Annotated in this window: 18 protein-coding genes and 1 riboswitch; of the genes, 7 read left to right on the top strand and 11 right to left on the bottom strand. The window is 74.1% G+C overall.

The features are described 5' to 3' along the window. Nucleotides 1–29: 29 nt before the first annotated feature. The 3 genes from ACZ52J_RS23655 to rsmH all read right to left on the bottom strand — a co-directional run bounded on the left by ACZ52J_RS23655 (nucleotide 30) and on the right by rsmH (nucleotide 3,936). Entirely contained in the window at nucleotides 30–2,291 is a 2,262-nt protein-coding gene (locus ACZ52J_RS23655; protein WP_465621458.1) for a peptidoglycan D,D-transpeptidase FtsI family protein, read from the bottom strand. After that, a complete protein-coding gene (ftsL, locus tag ACZ52J_RS23660; RefSeq protein WP_465621460.1) occupies nucleotides 2,288–2,806 on the bottom strand; it encodes a cell division protein FtsL in 519 nt (172 codons plus the stop codon). The genes ACZ52J_RS23655 and ftsL overlap by 4 nt, the downstream gene beginning before the upstream one ends. Before the next feature lie 155 nt (nucleotides 2,807–2,961). Then, nucleotides 2,962–3,936, bottom strand: coding sequence for a 16S rRNA (cytosine(1402)-N(4))-methyltransferase RsmH (gene rsmH / locus ACZ52J_RS23665; RefSeq protein WP_360505361.1), 975 nt, complete (start codon nucleotides 3,934–3,936; stop codon nucleotides 2,962–2,964). Between the two features lie 537 nt (nucleotides 3,937–4,473). Here rsmH and ACZ52J_RS23670 point away from each other — a divergent pair. From ACZ52J_RS23670 to ACZ52J_RS23685, 4 genes are all read left to right on the top strand, one after another. After that, nucleotides 4,474–5,016, top strand: a complete 543-nt coding sequence (locus tag ACZ52J_RS23670) for a beta-class carbonic anhydrase (protein WP_360505359.1) — start codon at nucleotides 4,474–4,476, stop codon at nucleotides 5,014–5,016. Between the two features lie 349 nt (nucleotides 5,017–5,365). Next, nucleotides 5,366–6,310 carry an AAA family ATPase gene (locus ACZ52J_RS23675; protein WP_360505465.1) on the top strand — a complete coding sequence of 315 codons (945 nt, stop codon included), beginning with the start codon at nucleotides 5,366–5,368 and terminating at the stop codon, nucleotides 6,308–6,310. 1 nt (nucleotide 6,311) lies between these two features. After that, nucleotides 6,312–7,634: a DUF58 domain-containing protein gene (locus ACZ52J_RS23680; protein ID WP_360505357.1), complete on the top strand. Its 1,323-nt coding sequence runs from the start codon at nucleotides 6,312–6,314 to the stop codon at nucleotides 7,632–7,634. Continuing rightward, nucleotides 7,631–10,072, top strand: coding sequence for a transglutaminase TgpA family protein (locus tag ACZ52J_RS23685; RefSeq protein ID WP_465621462.1), 2,442 nt, complete (start codon nucleotides 7,631–7,633; stop codon nucleotides 10,070–10,072). The genes ACZ52J_RS23680 and ACZ52J_RS23685 overlap by 4 nt, the downstream gene beginning before the upstream one ends. 98 nt (nucleotides 10,073–10,170) lie before the next feature. Here the strand turns inward: ACZ52J_RS23685 and ACZ52J_RS23690 are convergent, their stop codons facing one another. The 3 genes from ACZ52J_RS23690 to ACZ52J_RS23700 form a co-directional block, all read right to left on the bottom strand. Then, complete coding sequence (locus ACZ52J_RS23690; RefSeq protein ID WP_360492347.1) at nucleotides 10,171–10,560, bottom strand: DUF3040 domain-containing protein; 390 nt, start codon at nucleotides 10,558–10,560, stop codon at nucleotides 10,171–10,173. Between the two features lie 468 nt (nucleotides 10,561–11,028). Beyond that, entirely contained in the window at nucleotides 11,029–11,781 is a 753-nt protein-coding gene (locus ACZ52J_RS23695) for a methyltransferase domain-containing protein (protein ID WP_465621463.1), read from the bottom strand. A 96-nt stretch (nucleotides 11,782–11,877) separates the two neighbouring features. After that, nucleotides 11,878–12,453: an SAV_6107 family HEPN domain-containing protein gene (locus tag ACZ52J_RS23700; protein ID WP_465621655.1), complete on the bottom strand. Its 576-nt coding sequence runs from the start codon at nucleotides 12,451–12,453 to the stop codon at nucleotides 11,878–11,880. Nucleotides 12,454–13,016: 563 nt separating this feature from the next. Here ACZ52J_RS23700 and ACZ52J_RS23705 point away from each other — a divergent pair. Then, on the top strand, nucleotides 13,017–13,637 hold the full coding sequence (locus ACZ52J_RS23705; RefSeq protein WP_360492355.1) for a DUF4126 domain-containing protein: 621 nt from the start codon (nucleotides 13,017–13,019) through the stop codon (nucleotides 13,635–13,637). A gap of 37 nt (nucleotides 13,638–13,674) precedes the next feature. Continuing rightward, the gene (locus ACZ52J_RS23710; RefSeq protein ID WP_465621465.1) at nucleotides 13,675–15,168 is read left to right on the top strand and encodes a phytoene desaturase family protein; all 1,494 of its coding nucleotides are present in this window, start codon (nucleotides 13,675–13,677) and stop codon (nucleotides 15,166–15,168) included. Between the two features lie 62 nt (nucleotides 15,169–15,230). On the opposite strand, the gene ACZ52J_RS23715 is transcribed toward ACZ52J_RS23710, so the two are convergent. Both ACZ52J_RS23715 and metF read right to left on the bottom strand, forming a co-directional pair. Continuing rightward, the gene (locus ACZ52J_RS23715) at nucleotides 15,231–16,136 is read right to left on the bottom strand and encodes a hypothetical protein (RefSeq protein ID WP_465621467.1); all 906 of its coding nucleotides are present in this window, start codon (nucleotides 16,134–16,136) and stop codon (nucleotides 15,231–15,233) included. 218 nt (nucleotides 16,137–16,354) lie between these two features. Further along, nucleotides 16,355–17,269 carry a methylenetetrahydrofolate reductase [NAD(P)H] gene (gene metF, locus ACZ52J_RS23720; protein WP_360492364.1) on the bottom strand — a complete coding sequence of 305 codons (915 nt, stop codon included), beginning with the start codon at nucleotides 17,267–17,269 and terminating at the stop codon, nucleotides 16,355–16,357. A gap of 163 nt (nucleotides 17,270–17,432) precedes the next feature. On the opposite strand from metF, the gene ACZ52J_RS23725 reads away from it, so the two are divergent. Next, nucleotides 17,433–18,545, top strand: coding sequence for a polyprenyl synthetase family protein (locus ACZ52J_RS23725; RefSeq protein ID WP_465621469.1), 1,113 nt, complete (start codon nucleotides 17,433–17,435; stop codon nucleotides 18,543–18,545). Between the two features lie 149 nt (nucleotides 18,546–18,694). Here the strand turns inward: ACZ52J_RS23725 and thiE are convergent, their stop codons facing one another. Genes thiE through ACZ52J_RS23740 form a run of 3 tightly spaced genes read right to left on the bottom strand, consistent with a single transcriptional unit; the run spans nucleotide 18,695 to nucleotide 20,964 of the window. Beyond that, a complete protein-coding gene (gene thiE / locus ACZ52J_RS23730; RefSeq protein WP_465621471.1) occupies nucleotides 18,695–19,348 on the bottom strand; it encodes a thiamine phosphate synthase in 654 nt (217 codons plus the stop codon). Next, nucleotides 19,348–19,713 (bottom strand): Rv2175c family DNA-binding protein, encoded by a 366-nt coding sequence (locus ACZ52J_RS23735; protein ID WP_360492372.1) that lies wholly within the window; start codon nucleotides 19,711–19,713, stop codon nucleotides 19,348–19,350. Before ACZ52J_RS23735 ends, thiE begins: the two co-directional genes overlap by 1 nt. Before the next feature lie 42 nt (nucleotides 19,714–19,755). Beyond that, on the bottom strand, nucleotides 19,756–20,964 hold the full coding sequence (locus ACZ52J_RS23740; protein WP_465621474.1) for an NAD(P)/FAD-dependent oxidoreductase: 1,209 nt from the start codon (nucleotides 20,962–20,964) through the stop codon (nucleotides 19,756–19,758). A gap of 141 nt (nucleotides 20,965–21,105) precedes the next feature. Beyond that, nucleotides 21,106–21,218, top strand: a riboswitch (TPP riboswitch).

A 21,218-nucleotide genomic window follows, 5' to 3' on the forward strand; every position in this document is an offset into this window, starting at 1 on the left:
GACCCGGCCCGCTCGTCGCTCATGCTCGCTCACGGCTTCCACTCGACGGGCAGGTTGGGCGCCTGGCTGCCGCTCGGCGGGACCTGCAGGGTCTTCAGGGTGAACTCCATCACCTGCTTGAACACCGGGCCGCACAGCTGGCCACCGAAGTGGCCGTTGACCGGGCCCTGGAGAGTACAGGAGACGGTGACGCGGGGGGCGTCGGCGGGGGCGAAGCCGATGAAGGAGGCGGTGTAGCCGTCGTAGCCGACGCCGTTGGCGGCGCCCCGGTCGGCGGTGCCGGTCTTGCCCGCGACCCGGTAGCCGGGGATGGCGGCCTTGCCGCCGGTGCCCTGCTCGTCGTCGACGACCGACTCCAGCATCGAGGTGAGGGTCTTGGCGGTCTGGTCGCTGACCACCCGGGTCTGCTCCCCCGGCGGCGTCGCGGTGTACTTGCCGTCCGGGCCGGTGAGGCCCTGGACGATGCTGGGCGCGACCCGCACCCCGCCGTTGGCGATGGTCGAGTAGACCGACGTGGCCTGCAGCGCGTTCATCTGCAGCGGGCCTTGGCCGAAGGAGATGTTGTACTTCTCCGAAGCGACCAGGTCCTCCGGCTTCTTGAGCATCCCCGGGGTCTCCCCGGGGAAGTTCAGGCCGGTCGGCTGGGCGACGCCGAACTTGCGCATGTAGCCGTCCAGCACCTTGTTGGCCTGGAGCTGGTTGCCGTCACCGAGGGTCTCGATCGCCTCGATGGTGCCGATGTTGGAGGACTTGGCCAGCACTCCGGCCAGGGTCAGGTACCAGGGGTCGTGGTTGACGTCGTCCTTGAACTGCTGGCCGGCCCGGACCAGCCGGTTGGGGACGGTGACCTTGGTGTCCCAGGTGGCCTTGCCGGAGTCCAGGACGGCGGCCAGGCTCATCAGCTTGGCGGTGCTGCCCGGCTCGTACGCGTCGACCAGGGCGGGGTTGCCCAGCTGGGCCTGCTTGGACAGGCTCAGGTCGTTCGGGTTGAAGCCGGGCGCGGTGGCCATCGCGAGGACCTGGCCGGTCTTCACGTCCTGGACCACCACGTAGCCCTTCTCCGCGCCGGAGTTGGCCACCTGGTCGGTGATCGCCCGCTGGGCGGCCCACTGGATGTCCCGGTTGATGGTCAGCTTCACGTCGCTGCCGGGCACGGCCGGGTCCATCGAGCCCCCGGCGGTGGGCACCAGCCGTCCGCCGGCCTGGGCGTAGCTGCTGTGGCCGTCCTTGCCGGCCAGCTGCTGCTGGTACTGCAGCTCCAGCCCCCCGGCGCCCGCGCCCTCGCCGTTGACGAAGCCGACCAGGTTGGCGGCCAGCCCGTCGGCGGGGTAGACCCGCTTCTGGGTCTCCCGGTTGAACACCCCGGCCAGCGGGTTGGCGCACTCGTTGTCCACCCGGGTGCGCCCGCCCTGGTCGGCGGGCTTGCCGAGCAGCTTCTTCTGGACCTGGCAGGCCCGCGAGCCGGCCTGCTTCTCCAGGCTCGACTTGAGGTCGCTGATCTGGTTCTTGGCGGCCGGGGTCTGCTGGGCGGCGAGCCGCTTGTAGCGGGTCTTGGGGGTGTGCAGGTCGGCGGCGATCCTCTCCTTGGGCACACCGAGGATCGGCGACAGCAGGGCGGCCGCCTGCTCCGGCGCGTCCGGGATGCCGGTCGCCTCCGGGGTGAACATCGCCGGGTCGGCGGTGATGTCGTACGCGTCGACGGTGGCGGCCAGCGCCACCCCGTCGGCGGACGCTATCGAGCCGCGCTCGGCGGTGATCGGGATGTTCAGGTAGCGGTTGGTGTTGGCGTCGGCGGCCAGCGCGTCCGAGTCGACCAGCTGGAGCTGGATCAGGCGGCCCGCGAAGACCGAGAACACCAGCGACATCACCACGGTGATCACCCGCAGCCGGCGCTTCGGCTCGGCCAGCTTGAGCGCCTTGGGGCGCTGCGGCAGCCGGCTCTTCGGGCGCGGCCGCACCGCCGCCTGGCTGCGGGCCGGCGGCCGGCCCTCCGGACGCCGCTGCTGCGGCGTGCGCGGGGCGCTGCGGGACACGGCGGCCTTGGCGGGCTGCACCTTCGCGGGCTGGGCCTTGGCCGCCGACTGGCCGCGCGGGGGCTGGGCCTTCGGGGGCTGAGCCTTCGGGGGCTGGGCCTTCGGGGACGGGGCCTTGGCCGGCTGGCCGCGCGTGGGCTGGCTCTTGGCGGGCTGCGGCCGACCGGCGCCGGACTGGCCGCGCGGCGCGGCGGACCGAGGCACCGGGCGGCGGCCGTTGCCGGAGCCCGAACCGGAGGGCTGACGAGGCGTGGTCATCGGCCGGGGCCCCCGTTCGGCGCGGCGGGCGAGGCCGGGTTGAGCTGGATCACCGAGTCGCCGGCCGAGGCCGCCGTCGTCGGAGTCGCCGTGGTGGTCGGTGCGGCCGGTGTCGTCGGCACGGCCGGCGGGGCCGGCGGCTGGGCGGCCGGCGACGGTCCGGTGCTCGGCTGGGCGCCGCCCGGCACGGGCTTGGTCGGCCAGGGGTCGGCCGTGGAGCGCTTCACCGGCGGGCTGTCCTGCGCCGGGCCGGGCGTGCCGACCACCTTGCCTCCGTTCGGGACGTCCAGGAAGGCCATCCCCCCGGCCGGGACCATGCCCAGCTCGGCGGCTCGCCTGGCCAGCGCGTCCGGGGCCGAGCTCTGATCGATCTGGTGCTGCAGGCTCTGCTGCTCGTCGGTCGCCACGGTGGTCTGCTTCTGCAGCCGGGACAGCTCGAAGGAGCCCTCGTTGAGCGCGGTGTTCAGCGCCAGCAGCCCGAGCAGCCCCGCCGCCAGCAGCACCACGACGAGCACCGCGAACGGCGTGCGCCCCCGGACCGGGCGTTTCCCCGGCCGGACCGTGATGCGTGCCCTCCCCTGTCCGGGGAGTCCTCCCCGCCCCGCCCGGACCTCACCGGCCACCGGCCCCACCGCTCTCCTCCGCCCTTCGGACCCCGCCGGACCGTTCGTCAGCCCCGCTTGCTTCGGTCCCTGATCCTCTCCGCCACCCGCAGCCGTACGGGCGCGGCGCGCCGGTTCTCCTCGATCTCCTCCTCGGTGGCCTGCTCGGCACCGCGGGTGATCAGTTTGAGCCAGGGCTGGTGCTCCTCCGGGATGAACGGCAGCCCCGGCGGGGCGGTGTTGGTCGCCCCGGCGGCGAAGTACTGCTTCACCAGGCGGTCCTCCAGCGACTGGTAGGACATCACGACGATCCGGCCGCCGATCGTGAGGGCGTCCAGCGCCCCCGGGATCGCCCGGTCCAGGACCTCCAGCTCGCCGTTGACCTCGATCCGCAGCGCCTGGAACGTCCGCTTGGCCGGGTTTCCGCCGGTGCGGCGGGTCGCCGCCGGAATGGCGTTGCGCACCAGATCGACCAGACGCGCGCTGTTGGTGAACGGTTCCTTCTCCCGCTCCCGGAGGATCACCGAGGCGATCTTCCCGGCGAACCGCTCCTCGCCGTAGAACTTGAGGATCCGGGCCAGCTCGCCGTGGCTGTAGGTGTTCAGCACCTCCGCCGCGCTGATCCCCCGGGTCTGGTCCATCCGCATGTCCAGCGGAGCGTCCTGCGCGTACGCGAAGCCGCGGTCCGCCTCGTCCAACTGCATCGAGGAGACGCCGAGGTCGAACAGGACGCCGTCCACGCGGTCGATGCCCAGGCGCTCCAGCACCTCGGGGATCTCGTCGTAGACGGCGTGCACCAGCGTCGCCCGGTCGCCGAACGGGGCCAGCCGCTCGCCGGAGAGCTTCAGTGCCTGCGGGTCGCGGTCCACCGCGACGAGCCGGACCTCGGGGAACTGGGTGAGCAGCGCCTCGCTGTGCCCGCCGAGGCCGAGGGTGGCGTCCACCACCACGGCGCCGGGGCGCGAGATCGCCGGCGCCAGGGCGTCCATGCACCGCTGCAGCATCACCGGAACGTGCTTGGGGCCCGGTTCGTTGGTGGTCATGCGCGGTGGCGCCCTTCTTCGTGCGGAGCAGCCCGAGGCCCGGGAGCTGCCACCATTCTCGCCCACCGTCCCCCGGCACGACGAAGCGGCCCGTGGTCCCCGCCCGCTCGAGGGGAAGATCGTGACCGCCCGGCACCGGGGAAGGTGCGCCAGGTGAGCACGGAGCGGGTGGAGGCCACGGGCCGCGTCGACCGGCCGCACCGGCCGGGAAGGCCCGGTTGACGGGCTCCGGCGGGTGTGCTCCACTGCGCCGCAAACTCTATCGCCCAGGCCCTGCCAGTCAATGGTCCGCTCCGGCGCACCACCCGGGCGGCGGAACGGATCACCGCAGGTCGCGGCCGTTGGGGTGGTCCCGCGGCGGCCCGATCCGGGGGCCTTCGGACATCGTCGCGCGCCCCCACCCCACGACCCGCGTACGACCCATCCGGGACCAGCCCGGACAAACCCTCCCGTTGTGGCTATGCACTCGATCACAGCCTCCTGTTCTGTAGCTCTTCACCCCACCGCGGACGCCGGATTCGCACTAACGTCGCCGGCATGACAGTGACCCCCGACCGGCCCACGCCGAACGCCGCTGCCGCTCCCGCCGGACCCACCATCATCGACCGCTTCGTCGCGGCCAACCGCGAGTACGCGGTGACCTTCCAGGACGGCGGCATGGACGCCCGCCCGGTGCAGAAGATCGCCGTGGTGGCCTGCATGGACGCCCGCCTCGACCTGTTCGCGGCGCTCGGCCTCGAACTGGGCGACGCGCACGTCATCCGCAACGCCGGCGGCGTCGTCACCGACGACACCATCCGGTCCCTGACCATCAGCCAGCGCGCCCTCGGCACCCGCTCGATCGCGCTGATCCACCACACCGGCTGCGGCCTGCTCGGGCTCACCGAGGACTTCCGCCGCGAGCTGGAGCTGGAGGTCGGCCAGCGCCCGCAGTGGGCGGTGGAGGCCTTCGTCGACCTGGACGGCGACGTCCGCCAGTCCATGCAGCGCGTGCGCACCTCGCCCTTCCTGCTGCACACGGACGACGTCCGCGGCTTCGTCTTCGACGTCCACACCGGCCTGCTGCGCGAGATCCGGTAGGCGGTCTCCGGCCCCGCCCCCCGCCCCACCGGCATTCGGGGTCGGCCGAATGGTGACTTCTGGCCATCGCGCGGGGGAGAATGCGGCTGCCGGTCAGACCCCGAACCACCTGGGGCGACCGGGCCGCAGGCCGCCTCCCCGACGCCGGATCCGCCATCGGAACCGTCCCCGGGACGGCCGCGTCAAGCATGGGGTGGGGTCCGGCCTCGGGACGGGGCGGGCACAGGGTGCCAGGGAGCGTAAACGGGTGACGAGCTACAACGATCAGGCCGGTCTCGGTGGTCCTGCGGGGGGCGAGCAGAGGGCGAACGGGTACCAGCAGGTCGGGCTCCCCGAGCTCGCCGCGGTCGTGGACCGGATCCGCACCAACATCGAGAGCGTGATCGAGGGCAAGCCGGAGGCCATCCGGATCGCCCTGACCGTGCTGCTCGCCGAGGGCCACCTGCTGCTGGAGGACGTACCCGGCGTCGGCAAGACCATGCTGGCCAAGGCGCTCGCCCGCTCGGTCGACTGCACCGTGCGTCGCATCCAGTTCACGCCCGACCTGCTGCCCTCGGACGTCACCGGCACCAACATCTACGACCAGCAGCGGCACGACTTCGAGTTCCGCCCGGGCGCGATCTTCGCCCAGATCGTGGTCGGCGACGAGATCAACCGCGCCTCGCCCAAGACCCAGTCCGCGCTGCTGGAGTCCATGGAGGAGCGCCAGGTCACCATCGACGGCACCAGCTACGAGCTGCCCTCGCCGTTCATGGTCGTGGCCACCCAGAACCCGGTCGAGATGGAGGGCACCTACCCCCTCCCGGAGGCCCAGCGCGACCGCTTCATGGCCCGGATCTCGATCGGCTACCCCAGCCCCGAGGCCGAGCTCGCGATGCTGGACGTGCACTCCGGCGCCAGCCCGCTGGAGGACCTCCAGCCGGTCGCGCACGCCGCCGACATCCTCAAGCTGGTCGACCTGGTCCGCACCGTGCACATCGCCGACCCGGTCCGCCGCTACGCCGTCGACCTGGTCGGCGCTACCCGCACCAGCCACGAGCTGCGCCTGGGCGCCTCGCCGCGCGCCACCCTGCACCTGGTCCGGGCCGCCCGCGCCGCCGCCGCGCTGGACGGGCGCGACTACGTCACCCCGGACGACGTCCAGCGCCTCGCCGTCCCGGTCCTCGCGCACCGCCTGATGCCGACCGCCGAGACCCAGCTCAGCCGCCGCACCTCCGAGCAGATCGTGACCGACCTGGTCGCCCGGCTGCCGCTGCCTCGCCCGCAGGGCGGCCCGGCCGTCCGGAGGGGCTGAGGTGGTCCAGTCCGACTCGGCGTCAGGGCTGCGAGCCGGCTTCCACGGCCTCACCACCCGGGGCCGGTCCTTCCTCGCCGCCGGCCTCACCGCGGTGGTCTGCGCCTACCTGCTCGACCAGGACGCCCTGCTGCGGGTTGGCGTGCTGCTCGCCGCGCTCCCGCTGGTCGCCGTGGTGGTGGTCGCCAACACCCGGTACCGGGTCGCCAGCGGCCGCCGGCTCAGCCCGCGCCGGGCGATCGCCGGCCAGGAGGCCCGGGTCCACCTGCGGCTCGACAACGTCTCCCGGGTGCCCACCGGCCTGCTGCTCCTGGAGGACAAGGTCCCGTACGTGCTCGGGCCGCGCCCGCGCTTCGTGCTGGACCGGGTCGAGCCGCGCGGCCACCGCGAGGTCTCCTACCGGGTCCGCTCCGACCTGCGCGGGCGCTACCCGCTCGGGCCGCTGCAGCTGCGGCTGTCCGACCCGTTCGGGATGTGCGAGGTGACCCGCGCCTTCACCGCCTCCGACGTCCTCACCGTCGTCCCCCAGGTCCAGGCCCTGCCGTTCGTCCGGCTCAGCGGCGAGTGGCTCGGCCAGGGCGAGAGCCACAGCCGCACCCTCGCGCTGGCCGGCGACGACGACGTGATCCTGCGCGAGTACCGGCCCGGCGACGACCTGCGCCGGGTGCACTGGCGCTCCACCGCCAAGTACGGCGAGCTGATGGTGCGCCGCGAGGAGCAGCCGCAGCGGGCCCGGGCCACCGTCCTGCTGGACACCCGCGAGATCGGCCACCGGGGCAGCGGCCCCGCCTCCTCCTTCGAGTGGGCGGTCAGCTGCGCCGCCTCGGTCGCCACGCACCTGCTGGAGCGCGGCTACCAGACCCAGTTGCTCACCGACACCGGCCTCTCGGTGCCCGGGCCCGGCGCGGGCGGCCACAACAACGCCGCCGACACCTCCGGGCTGATCCTGGACGCCCTCGCGGTCGCCGACCTGTCCGACGGCGGCACGCTCTCCCGCGCCGAGGAGCCGCTGCGCACCGGCGGCGAGGGCCTGCTGGTCGCCGTCCTCGGCGAGCTGGACGACACGCAGACCGCCCGGCTGGGCCGACTGCGCAGCCGTACCGGCGGGGCGATCGCCTTCCTGCTGGACACCGGCACCTGGGCCGGCCTGCGGATGCTCGCCCCGAACACCGGCGGCGACGAGGTCCGGGCCCGGGTCCGGCAGCTGCGCGAGGCCGGCTGGACGGTCATTCCGGTGCGCGCCGGCGACTCCGTACCGGACCTGTGGCGGGCCGCCGAAGGCGCCAAGACGACCGCCCCCAACCGAGAAGAGGCCGGCGCGTGACCACCCGGGCCAAACTGACCGTCTACGCGGCGCTGGCCACCGCCCTCGCCTCGTTCTGCCTGCTCCCGCTGCTGACCTCGCGCAGCTGGCTCACCCACGCCGTCCTGGTGATCACCGTCGTCGCCGGGGTCGGCGCCGGCCTGCGCCGCTCCCCGCTGTACCGCTGGACGGTGCCGGTCGGGCAGCTGCTGGTGCTGCTCCTGCTGGTGGTCATCGGCTTCGCCGGGAGTGCGCTGCCCGGGCCGTCCTCGCTGCGGGTCCTGGAGCAGGTCTTCTCCACCGGTCTGGACGACATCCAGCAGTACGCGATCCCGGCGCCGCCCACCGCCGGCCTGCGGCTGATCCTGGTCTCGGCGGTCGGCCTGATCGCCATCGTGGTGGACACCGTCGCGGTGACCTACCGGCACTCGGCCCTGGCCGGGCTGCCGCTGCTGGCGCTCTACTCGATCGGCAACGGCCTGTCCGGGGACCACGGCAGCTGGCTCTGGTTCGCGGCCGCCGCGGCCGGCTACCTGCTGCTGCTCTTCGCCGAGGGCCAGGACCGGGTCTCCCGCTGGGGCCGGGTCTTCCGCGGCACCGCCCGCGGCACCGTGAGCTCCTCCAAGGTCAGCCCGGGCGGCCGACAGGTCGGCGTCCTGGCGCTGGCCGTGGCGATACTGCTCCCGGTCGTCCTCCCGCACTGGGACGCCGGGCTGCTGCACTCCGGCTCCGGCGGAAGCTCCGGCAAGGGCACCGGCGGGAGCGTGGCGACCAGCCTCGACCCGCTGGTCAGCCTGGAGGCCGCGATCACCAAGCCCACCGACGCCGAGCTGCTCAGCTACACCATGGACAGCGAGCTGGCCGACCAGATCTACCTGCGGACCGGCTCGCTGGACCAGTTCGACGGCACCAGCTGGCGGCTCGGCAGCACCACGGTCAACGACCTCCCGGCGTCGCTGCCCGCCCCCGAGGGCCTGCGCAACGCCAACGTCCCCCGGGTCGAGGCCGACTTCCAGATCAGCGACCGGCTGGAGAACAGCTGGCTGCCGCTGCCCTACCCGGCCGCCGCCGTCCAGGTCCCCAACCGCGGGGACTGGAAGCTCGACCCGCTGACCCGCACCGTCATCCCGAGCAACGACAAGGCGATCCGCGGGCTGCGCTACCACGCCAGTGCCCTGGACCTGCGGCCCACCGCCAACGAGCTGCGCCTGGCGCCCATCGCGCCGCAGGACGTCCGGGACCACTACACCGTCGTCCCGTCCGACCTGCCGGGCGTGGTCGCCGACCAGGCCCGGTCGATCACCGGCGGCGCGCAGAACGACTACGACCGGGCGATGGCCCTGGTGAACTGGTTCACCGGCCCGGACTTCAAGTACGACACCTCGGTCAGCGCGGGCACCGGCAGCAACGCCATCGCGGTCTTCCTGCGCGACCGCCGGGGCTTCTGCGTGCACTTCGCCTCCACCATGGCGGCGATGGCCCGGGTGCTGAAGATCCCGGCCCGGGTCGCCGTCGGGTTCACCCCCGGCGACAACAAGGGCGGCAACGTCTACTCGGTGAGCGGCCGGATGTACCACGCCTGGCCCGAGCTGTACTTCGCGGGCTACGGCTGGCTGCGCTTCGAGCCGACCCCGAGCCGCGGCATCGCGACGCACTACAACGAGACGTCCGGCGCCGCGACCACCGCGCCGACCCAGCACGCGACCACCGCCCCGCAGACCGCGTCGGCCGCCCCGGCGCCGTCCGCCGCCTCGGACTGCACCGCCAAGCAGCGCCAGCTGGGCGACTGCGGGCCGAAGGGCAAGACCGCCGCCAAGACCGCCGAAGAATCCTGGCTGCTGTCCGGGCAGGTGCTCGGCGCCCTCGCCGCGGTGGTGGCGGTGATCGCACTGCTGCTCGTCCCGATGCTCTGGCGCACGGCCGTACGCCGTCGCCGGCTCGGCGGCGGCGGGCGGCGCCGCCCCGGCGGGACCGGGTCCGCGGAGCTGACCGAAGCCCAGGTGCTCGCCGCCTGGGACGAGCTGGTCGACTCCGCCTGGGACCTCGGAATTCCCCCGGACGAGTCACGCACCCCGCGCTCGGCCGCACGACGGATCACCGAGAAGGCGGACCTGGACGCGGACTCGGCGGCTGCCGCCGGCCGACTGGCGCTGGCCACCGAGCGGGTGCTGTACGCCCCGCCCGGCCAGACCACCGCGGCACCGCTGGCCGCCGACGTCCACACCGCCCGGCGTGGCCTGCAGGCGAGCGTCGGACGGGCCGGGCGGACCAGGGCGCTGCTGCTGCCGCCGTCCTCGGCGCAGCTGTGGTGGCGGACCTCCGACGCGGTGCGGGCGGCCCGGGCGGCCGTCGGCACCCGGGCGGCCCGGACGGGCGAGGCGGCCACCGCCCCGCTCCGGCGGGTCTTCACCCGGCGGCCCAGGCCGGACGCCGCCCCGTCGGACACTCAGGAGTCCTGAGCTCCGGGCCGGACACGGAAAGACGCCGGGGGCGGGCAGTCGATCGACTGCCCGCCCCCGGCGTCTTAGGTCTCGGTCGCGCCGGACGGCCCGACGGCTCAGAAGCCGCCGGTCTGCTCGTCCCGGCGGCGCTGCCAGCGCTGCTCGACCCGGTCCATCATCCCGGCCTTGCGGCGCGGGGCGGCGGCCTGGCGGGGCCCGGAGCCCTGGGTCGCGGGCCCGCGGCGCCAGCCCGTCACGGCGAACACCGCGCACCCGAGCATGACCAGGAAGCCCACGACGCTGACCCAGATCTGATCCGGTACGACCATGCCGCCCATCAAGAGGCCGATCCCCACCACGAATCCGGCGATGGCCAGGTAGACCCGCCGACGGGTGTAAGTGCGCAGCCCGGTTCCCTCAAGCGCCGACGCGAATTTGGGATCTTCGGCATACAGCGCTCGCTCCATCTGGTCGAGCAGTCGCTGCTCGTGCTCCGAGAGCGGCACGGAGTCCTCCTACTCGTCGGTCGCGGGTGCGACCGGTCCGCCCACCCCGGTCGGGGAGGCAAGTCCAATCAGCCATGGGGCACACGGTCGGACGCCTGTGCGGGGGACCCGGCCCGTGTCGTCCATATGCCCCACGCATCCGGCTGTCATGCTTTCCGGCTTTACCCAGATCATACGGTCCGTAGGCCCGTTACGGAGTGGTCTGCGCCGCGTGGGACGGGCCACTTCGACCGGGCACGGCCGCACCCGTGCCAACGCGCCACGCCCCGGACAAGTGCCCGACCCGATGGAATCGGTCCGGACCTGGGGAGCTCCGCCGCCGGAGCGCGGAAACCGGCCGGACAGCCGGGCCGGACAACCGGCGGGCGACCGGAACGCGAACCGCCGCCGTACGGTGCGCGAACCGTACGGCGGCGGTAGGTCTCGCGAAGGCTTCGCGAAGGCCGCGAAGGCCCGGTGACGGACGGCTCAGGCCAGGGTGGCCAGCAGGTGCAGCTGGGTCGCCACGGCGTGGAAGGCGGGCTGCTCGGCGGCGGCCTCCTCCAGCTTCAGCAGCGCCTCCAGCGCGCCCGGCTCGGTGTCCACCAGCACCCCGGGGACCAGGTCGGCGAAGACCCGGACGCCGTGCACCGACTCCACCCGCAGGCCCGCGGCCTCGGCCAGCCGACCCAGCTCCTCGCCGGTGAAGCGGCGCGGCATCGGGTCCTGCTCGCCCCAGCGGCCGTCGGTCGCGGAGAGCACCGTCCGGGCCTCGTTGAAGTGGCCGGCCAGCGCGCGGGCCAGCACGGCGCCGTTGCGGTTGGCGGCCAGCAGGCTGACCAGGCCGCCCTTGCGCAGGGTGCCGGCCAGGCTGCCCAGCGCCTCCGCCGGGTCGTCCACGACCTCGAGCACACCGTGGCAGAGCACGGCGTCCACGGTGCCGGGGGCGACCAGCTCGGGCAGCGTCTGGGTGTCGCCCTGGACGGCGCGCACCAGGTCTGTCACGCCGGCCTCGGCGGCCCGGCGCTCCAGGGCGAACAGCGCGTCCGGGCTCGGGTCGACCACAGTGACCCGGTGGCCGAGCTTGGCCACCGGCACGGCGAAGTTACCGGTGCCGCCCCCGGTGTCGACCACGTCGAGCACCGGCTGGTCCAGCTCGGCCGCCCGCTTCTCCAGGGCTGCCCGCACCACCTCCCACACCACGGCGGTACGCAGGGCACTGCGGGGACGCGTCGGGTACAAGGTGGGACTCCTTGGCACGTGCAGTTCGATCAGGATGCCTCCACCTTAAGCCTGCCGGGTGCTCACGCCCGCCGGGTGCTCATGCCCGCCGGGCGTTCATGCCCGCCGGGCGCGCGGGCCCTCCACCCCCGGCCGCTCGTCGCCGTCCAGCGGCAGCCGCGGCGCGGGCGGGACCACCCGCAGGCCCAGCAGCCGCTCGACCAGACGCAGGAACAGGGCGGTGTTGCGGATCAGGTCGTCGGCGTCGCGGGCCGACGCGGCGCCCCGGATCCCGGCCTCCGCGGCGGCCCGTCGGCGGGCGCCGACGCCGTAGAAGAGCGCCCATTCGGCGAGCTCCGGGGCCACCTCGGGCAGCACCTCCCAGGCACTGCGGATGGCCTTGCGCCGCCGCGGGTTCTTCTCCGGGCGGCCGCGCACGGCCAGGACGGCCGCCACCGTGCGCAGCGCGGCCAGGTGGGCGGTGGCGTAGCGCTCGAGCGGGTCTTCCAGGGCGCGGGCCCGCGCGAGGGTGCGGTGGGCGTCGGCGAGCAGGTCGAGGGCGGCCGGCGGCGCGGCGGTCCGGCGCGGCACGGGGTGGACGTCCCGGCCCGCGGGGCGTGCGCCCGACGGGCCCGGGGTGACGGGGAGGGCGGCGGAGTGGAGGCGGGCGGTGACGGGCTCAGGGTGGCTGATGGTCATGGTCTCCCCCGTTCCGAGGCAGCGCGCGGACCGGGTGGTCCGTGCTCCTCCATCGTGAACGGCACCACTGACAATCCGTCCGCTCCGGCGCCTGGCCCCGGACACGCGGATCGGCGGCGGGCGCGGACCCTCCCCCGGTCCGCGCCGCCGCCGTGTTCCGTCGCTCCGCCGTTCCCCCCATGGGCGGCGGTGACGAACTTCCCCCGTGGCCGGTCTCCCCCCGGCCCGCTCCGCCGCCCCGTGCCGGCGGTGCGGGGACCGTGACCAGCCCCGTCGCGGATCTCCCCCGTCGTCCCCCTGGCCATCACGGCCGGAGGGTTGGACGGATCCGCCACCCGGGTGGAGCGGCGCCCGACGCGCCGTTCCTCCCGGGTGCCACTACTCTCCCGTCTCCGCAGGTCGCAGGCCATCCGCTCACGTACTCAACCGCGGATCTGAGTATCCGTACTCAGTCCCCCCGCGCCGGAACCGACACACGTCCGCACGGCGTCCCGGGTCCCGGTACGGTACGGCGGGGCCGGCCGGAACCGGCCCGGGTTCACGAGGAGGGGGAGGCCATGACGATCCTGCCGCTGATCTTCACCAGCGGACTGGCCAGCGGAATCAACGCCTATGCGGTGGTGCTGCTGCTCGGGCTGCTGGGCCGGTTCGCCGACGCGCAGTCGGTGCCGCACGCGCTGGAGCGCACGGACGTGCTGATCGCGGCCGCCGTGCTGTTCGCGATGGAGGCGGTGGCCGACAAGATCCCGTACGTGGACAGCGTCTGGGACGTCGTGCACACCGTGATCCGGCCGATCGCCGGGGCCACCGTGGGCGTGCTGATCGCGAGCAACGACCCCGGCTCGCTGAGCGAGGTCGCGGCCGGTGTGATGGGCGGGACCACGGCGCTGGTCAGCCACCTGGTGAAGGCCTCGCTGCGGATGGCAGTCAACACATCTCCCGAGCCGGCCAGCAACATCGTGGTCAGCATGGCGGAGGACCTCTCGGTGGCCGGCCTGGTCACCCTGGCGATCTTCCACCCCTGGCTGGCCGCGTCGATCGCCGCCGTGGTCCTGGCCGTCGGCCTGCTGCTGGTCTGGCTGGCGATCAGCAAGATCCGCGCCTTCCGGGCCCGCCGCCGCGAGCGCAAGGCCGCCCGGGCCGTGGGGAGCGCGTACGCCGGGCAGCCGGGGGCCTGACCGGCGGGCCCGAAGCCGGGCCCTAGGATCGGGTGCCATGGCACGGATCGTCATCATCGGCGCAGGAATGAGCGGGCTCGCGGCGGCCTCCCGGCTGGCGACCCTCGGCCACCGGGTGACGGTCTGCGAAGCGAGCGGCACGTACGGGGGCATGGTCGGCCGTTACGAGCGCGACGGCTTCGCCTTCGACACCGGGCCGGGGCTGCTCGCGCTCCCCGCCGTCTACCGCGACCTCGCGCTGAAGACCGGCAAGGAGCCGCTGGAACAGTTGGTAGAGCTGGCCCCGGTCGATCCGGAGAGCCGGCACCTGTTCCCCGACGGCACCGCCGTCGCCCTGCCCAACGCCTCCCGCGGCGGCGTCAGCCAGGCCCTGGACGCGGCCTTCGGGGCCGGCTCGGGCGCCCGCTGGAGTGCGGTGATGAACCACGGCCGGACGGTCTGGGAGGCCACCCGCCGCCCGCTGCTGGAGGAGCCGCTCCCGGCCGACCGGGCGTTCCTGGGCACCGACCCGTACCCCGTCCCGCCGCGCACCGGCCTGGCCCGGCTGCGCCGCGCCGTCCCGTGGACACTGCACGACGTGGCGGCGCGCCAACTGGACGGCCACCCCGGCCTGACCGCCCTGCTGTTCGAGTCCGCGGTCCGGTACGGCTTCGCCCCGGGCCTGGCCCCCGCCGGGGCCACCGTGCTGCCGTACATGGAGCAGTCCTTCGGCGTCTGGTACGTCCGGGGCGGCCTGCGCGCCCTGGCGGAGGCGGTGTACCGGCGCTGCGAGCTGCGCAGGGTCGACTTCCGCTTCGCCACGCCCGTCACCCGGGTCGTGGTGGAGGACGGCCGGGCGCGCGGCGTCGAGACGGCGGATGGCCGGATCGACGCGGATCTGGTGCTCTCGGCGATGGACTCCGACGCGCTGTTCGGCCACGGCCTGGCCGAGTGGCCGGGGAAGCCCGCCGAGGCGTGGACGCCGTCCGGGGCGCCCGGCCGGTTCGGCGTGCTGCTCGCGCTGCGCGGCCCCCGGCCGGAGGGCACCGCGCACCGCACGGTGGTGCACGCGGCCGACCTCGCCGCCGAGGAGCGGGCCCTGACCGGCCTGGCCCCGCTCTGCGAGCGCCCCACCGTGCAGGTACTGCGCCCGGACGACCCCGCGCTGCGCCCCGACGACGCGCACGAGAGCGTGGTGCTGACCGCGACCGTCCCGGCCCAGGGCGTCGTCGACTGGACCGCCCCCGGTGTCGCCGAGCGCTACGCCGACCGGCTGCTCGCCCACGTCGACGCGGCCGGCCTGGGCCTGCGCGAGCGGGTGCTGTGGCGGGTCGTGCGCACCCCGGAGGACACCCGCCGGGAGACCGGCGCCCCGGGCGGCTCGGTCGCCCTGCCCGTCCTCGCCGGAACCGACGGCGACTGGCTGAAGACCGCCAACGAGTCCCCCGTCCCCGGCCTGTACCTCATCGGCGGCACCGCCCACCCCGGCGGCGGGCTCGCCCGCGTCGGCATGTCGGCCTGCATCGCCGCCAACCTGGTGGGACCGGCGTAAGCGCGCCCCGGACAAGGCGAAAGGGGGCCGATATCGGCCCCCTTTCGCCTTGTCCGGTCGCGTCAGCCCTGGTGCCAGGTGTTCTGCTGCTGGTAGCCGTAGTTCTGGTCGTAGACCGGCTGCGGCGGGATGCCCTGGGTCTGCGGGTCGGGCTGGGGCTGCCACTGCTGCTGCTGGTGCTGCTGGTGCTGCTGCTGGGCGTTCGGGTCCCAGGCCTGCTGGTGCTGCTGGTAGCCCGCGTACTGGTCCTGCTGCGGCATCTGCTGCTGGCTCTGCTGCTGCGGATAGGCGCCGTACGGGTCCTGCTGCGGCATCTGCTGCGGGTCCTGCTGCTGCGGGTAGGCGCCGTAGGACTGGTCGTAGGCGAAGGCGGGCTGCTGCTGGGTCTGCCACTGCTGCTGGTCGTAGCCGCCCTGGTAGGCGGTGGCGTACGGGTCCTGGGCCTGCTGCTGCGGCTGCTGCTGCTGCTGCTCGTAGTACGCGGGGGCGTAGATGCCGTCCTGGGCAAGCTCCTGCATCGCGAAGGCGGCGGTCTGCTCGACCTCCGGCAGCTCCTCGGGCGTCGGCTGGACGGCCGGAGGCTCCTCGACGGCGCTGACCTCGCCGATCCGCTCCTTGGCGACCGCGACGGCCGCCACCGCGGCACCGCCGCCGGTGAGGGCGCCGAGCAGCGGCACCTTGGCGAGCGGGCCCGGCAGGCTGCCGTCGGCCTTCCGCAGGGACCAGCCGTCCCGGTAGCCGCGCTTGACCGAGAGCGTCACGAAGGTCTGGCCGACCGCGAACAGCACCGCGCCGACCCCGATCACCACGACCGACCCGAGGTTCATCCCGGCGGCCACGCCCAGGAAGCCGACCAGGGCCAGGGCCCGCCAGTGCAGCGGCGCCCGGTTCTGCAGCAGCACCTCGGCGACCAGCCAGAGCGCCACCACCGCCAACGCGGCGTACAGCAGCAGGTATCCGATGCCCATCCGCCCGCTACCTCCAGTCGCGTGCCCGCGCGTCCACGCCGCGCGTGTCCGGCGACTGTACCGGTTCAACGGCCGGGGTACCGCATCGCGTTCCCACCGCACCCGGAACCGGCCGCACACGACCGAGCCCGTCCCCGTCGGAACGGTGACGGACTCGTGAACACCCGACGTCAGCACGGCAGTCGGGCCAGGACCACCCGCAGGCGGCGGGCCGCGGCTCAGCGCTTGTGCAGCCCCAGGTTCTGGTAGATCTCCAGCGTCGCCGTCGAGTGGTTCAGCGTGATGAAGTGCAGACCGGGCGCACCCTCGGCCAGGAGCCGTTCGGCCATCGCCGTGGCGTGCTCCATGCCGACGGCCCGCAGCGCCGCCGGGTCGTCGATGGCCGCCCGCAGGCGGGCCTCCAGGTCGGCGGGGAAGGGCGAGCCGCTGAGCTGCGGGAAACGCTCCAGCTGCTTGGCGTTGGTGACCGGCATGATCTCCGGGATGATCGGCGTCTCGCAGCCGGCGGCGGTCACCCGGTCGCGCAGCCGCAGGTAGTCGTCCACCTCGAAGAACATCTGGGTGATCGCGTAGTCGGCCCCGGAGCGGATCTTCGCCACGAAGTGCCGGATGTCGTCGTCCCAGTTGCTCGAACGCGGGTGCATGTTCGGCGAGGCCGCGACGCCGACGCAGAAGTCGCCGATGCCCTTGATCAGCTCCACCAGCTCGTACGCGTAGGTGACGCCCTCGGGGTGGCTGACCCACTCGCCCAGCGGGTCGCCCGGCGGGTCACCCCGGACGGCGAGGACGTTCCGCACGCCCTGGTCGGCGTACTGGCCGATGATGTTGCGCAGCTCCGCGATCGAGTGGTCGACGGCGGTCAGGTGGGCGACCGGGGTCAGCGTGGTCTCGGTGGCGATCCGGCCGACCATGTTGACCGTGCGCTCGCGCGAGGAGCCGCCCGCGCCGTACGTCATACAGACGAAGTTCGGGTCGAGCGGTTCGAGTCGACGGATGGCGTCCCAGAGCTTCTGCTCACCGACCTCGGTGCGCGGCGGCATGAACTCGAAGGAGAAGGAGCGCTTGCCGGCCGCCAGGAGTTCGCGGACGGTCAGTGCGCGATCCGTTCTCGTGGAAGCGATACCGAGTGCCATGCTGGCAGGCTATCCGCCCCTCATGGAGGCCGGACAACCCGATTCCACGGATTGAGACAATTAGTGGACGGCATTCCGGTTGACCCCGCAGGGCTGCTCGCACGCCCGTTCCCAGCCGCCCAGCTACGCTTGCTGCACCCCAGAGAACCAGCGGAGCCCCATCGTGACCTCGTCCAGCACCCGGCCGGCCAATCCCATTGACGTGGAGGACGTCCGCACACGCGTCAACGCCGCGCTCGCCGCGTTCATGGACGGCCAGTCCGCGCTGCTCGGCAAGATCTCGCCCCAGCTGGTCCCCGCGTCCGACGCGCTGCGCGACTTCCTGCTCGACGGCGGCAAGCGGCTGCGCCCGGCCTTTTGCTACTGGGGTTGGCGGGCCGCCGGCGGCCCGGCCAGCCCGGGGGGCGACGGGATCGCCAACGCGGCCGCCGCCCTGGAACTGCTCCAGGCGAGTGCCCTGGTGCACGACGACCTGATGGACCGCAGCGACACCCGCCGCGGCCTGCCCTCGATCCACCGCCGCTTCGAGGCGCTGCACCGCGACAGCGGCTGGCGCGGGGACCGCGAGCAGTACGGCGCCTCGGCCGCGGTGCTGCTCGGCGACCTGCTGCTGATCTGGTGCGACGAGCTGTTCCTGCGCTCCGGCCTGGAGCCGGCCGCCGTGCTGGCCGCCAAGCCGGTGTTCGACCTGATGCGCACCGAGGTCATGCTCGGCCAGTACCTGGACGTGCTGGAGCCGGTGGCCGGCGACTCGACGGACGAGGGCGCGCTGGACCGGGCGCAGACGGTGCTGCACTACAAGTCCGCGAAGTACACGATCGAACGCCCGCTGCAGGTCGGAGCACTGCTGGCCGGGGCCGGACCCGAGCTGGTCGAGGCCCTCGGGGCGTTCGGGCTGCCACTGGGCGAGGCGTTCCAGCTGCGGGACGACCTGCTCGGCGTCTTCGGGGACCCGGCGGTCACCGGAAAGCCGGCCGGGGACGACCTGCGCGAGGGCAAGCGCACCCTGCTGGTCGCGCACGCGATGCGCGGCCTGCCCACCGCCGACGCCCGGCACCTGGACGAGCGGCTCGGCGCGCCGGACCTGGCACCCGAGGAGGTCGCCGGGCTGCGCGAACTGGTCGCCCGCAGCGGCGCGCCCGAGCTGGTGGAGCACCGGATCGAGGAGCTGATGCGGCAGTCGCTGGCCGCGCTGCAGGCGGCCCCGCTGGTGGACGAACGGGCCCGCGGGGTGCTGCTGGCACTGGCCGAAGCCGCCACCATCCGCAAGTACTGAAGACGTGGCCGAAGCCGCCACCATCCGCAAGTACTGAAGACGTGGCCGAAGCCGCCACCATCCGCAAGTACTGAAGACGTGGCCGAGACCGCCACCGTCCGCAAGTACTGGCGGACGGCGACGGCCTCAAAGGCGGTCCTCGGCGGCGGTCAGAGCGCCGCGCGCACCCGGCGGGACAGCTCGGCGGCGGCCGCCCGCGGGTCCTCCGCGGCGGTGATGGCCCGGACCACGACGATCCGGCGGGCACCGGCGGCCAGCACCTCGTCCAGGTTGCCGAGGTCGATCCCGCCGATGGCGAACCACGGCCGGTCGGTGGCCTGCTTCGCCGCGTACGAGACCAGGCCGATGCCCGGCGCCGGGCGGCCCGGCTTGGTCGGGGTCGGCCAGACCGGGCCGGTGCAGAAGTAGTCCACCCCGGGTTCGGCGACCGCCGCGTCCACCTCGGACTCGGCGTGGCAGGACCGGCCGATCAGGACGTCCTCGCCGAGGACCGCCCGGGCGGCCGGCACCGGCAGGTCGTCCTGGCCGAGGTGCAGCACGTCCGGCCGGGCCGCGTGGGCGACGTCGGCGCGGTCGTTGACGGACAGCAGCTTGCCGTGCCGACGGCAGGCGTCGGCGAAGACCTCCAGGGCCGCCAGCTCCTGCTTGGCCTCCAGGCCCTTGTCACGCAGCTGGACGATGTCCACCCCGCCCGCCAGCGCCGCGTCGAGGAACTCGGCGAGGTCGCCCTGCTCGCGGCGGGCGTCGGTGCACAGGTAGAGGCGCGCGTCCGCCAGGCGGGCGCGCGGCGTGTCCGCCGCCATCAGATCAGCATCGCCTGGGCGCGGCGCTTGACCTCGGTGCCGCGGTTCTCCCGCAGTGCCTGGATCGGGCTGCCGGGCAGCGACGGGTCCTCGGTGAAGAGCCACTCCAGGATCTCCACGTCGTTGTACCCGCAGTCGCGCAGCACGGTCAGGGTGCCGGACAGGTGCTTGACCAGCCCCTGGCCGTCGATGAACGCCGCAGGGACCTGCAGCGACTTGTTCGGGCCCCGCCGGACGGCGATCAGGCCGCCGCTGCGGACCAGGTCGCGCACCTCGGTGACGCGCACCCCCCACTGCTCGGAGATGTCGGGGAGGTACATCCACTCGGCGACCAGGGCTTCAATCTTGCTTTCGATCTCACTCACGCCACCAGACTGCCACCTCCGCGGCCCGCCGCGCACCAGCCGCTACCCGGCGACCGCCGACTTCAGCGGAACCGAGGGGTCCGCCGCGCGGGCCGGGTCCAGCGCCGCACCGCGTTCGATCAGCTTCCGTCCCTGGGTGAGGTCGCGCGGCCGGTCCACGGTCAGCAGCGCGCTCGGCACCCCGTCGCGCAGCCAGAGCACCGCCCAGGAGCCGTCCTGCGGGCTGCCGCGCCACAGCGGCTCGTCGCCCTCGGCGTGCCGGCCCACGTACTGGACCATCCGCCCGAACTGCTCCGACCAGAAGTACGGCACCGGGTCGTACGGCGGCGCGTCCGCACCGAGGACGGCGGCGGCCGCCGCCTCGCCGGACTGCAGCGCGTGGTCCCAGTGCTGGACGGCCAGCCGGCCGCCGGCCCGGGCCGAGGGGTAGCTGACGCAGTCCCCGGCCGCGAAGACACCGGGCAGGCTGGTGCGCAGCCGCGCGTCCACCACGACGGCGCCGGTCCCGTCCAGTTCGACGCCGGAGCCGGCCAGCCACTCGGTCGCGGGCCGGGCGCCGATGCCGACCACCACCTCGTCGGCGGGCAGGTGCGAGCCGTCCGCCAGCAGCACCGCGCCGGGCTCGACGGCGGCCACGCCGACCCCGCAGCGCAGGTCGACGCCGGCCTCGGCGTACCAGGCGGCCATCGCCGAGCCGATCGCGGTCGGCAGCGCGCCGGGCAGCGGCGCCGGGCCCGCCTCGACCACGGTCACCTCGCAGCCCGCCTCGCGGGCGGCGGTGGACACCTCGGCGCCGATCCAGCCCGCGCCGACCAGCACCAGCCGCAGGCCGGGGCGCAGCAGCGCGCGCAGCGCCAGCGCGTCGTCCAGGGTGTGCAGCAGGTGGGCCCGCTCGGCGCCGGGCAGGGCGCGCGGGACGGCGCCGGTGGCGATCACCAGCGAGCCGTACGGGAGGTCGCCGTCGTCGGTGTGCAGCACGCCGGGGGTGAGGCCGGTGGCCCGGCGGCCGGTGCGGACCTCGATGCCGAGGTTCGCGTAGTCGATGTCCAGGGTGGTGCTGTCGCTCTTGCCGAGCAGCACGTCCTTGGAGAGCGGTGGCCGGTCGTACGGCGCGTGCGGCTCCTCGCCGACCAGCGTGATCCGCCCCCGCCAACCGCCCTGCCGCAGCTTCAGGGCGCACTGCGCCCCGGCCAGCCCGGCCCCGACGACGACCACCTGATCCGTCCCGCTCAGCTCTGCCACGCCCGTCACTGTACTCAGCGCGACGCCACCGCTTCCGGGCCGTCCACCCTTCGTTCAGGCGCGGCCTCGCGCCGAGCGGCCCCCTTCCGCCTCCCCCTGTCCACCCTTCGTCCGGCCCTTCGGCCGGGCCGGGCCCCGGCGTTATGGTGGGGACACCATCACGGGAGCCCGGCGAACCGGGCTGAGAGGCGGGCTGGCACGGCCTGCGACCGTCCGAACCTGATCCGGGTCATACCGGCGAAGGGAGAAGAGCAGCTTTGACA

It is taken from the genome of Kitasatospora sp. NPDC034035, from assembly GCF_055575755.1.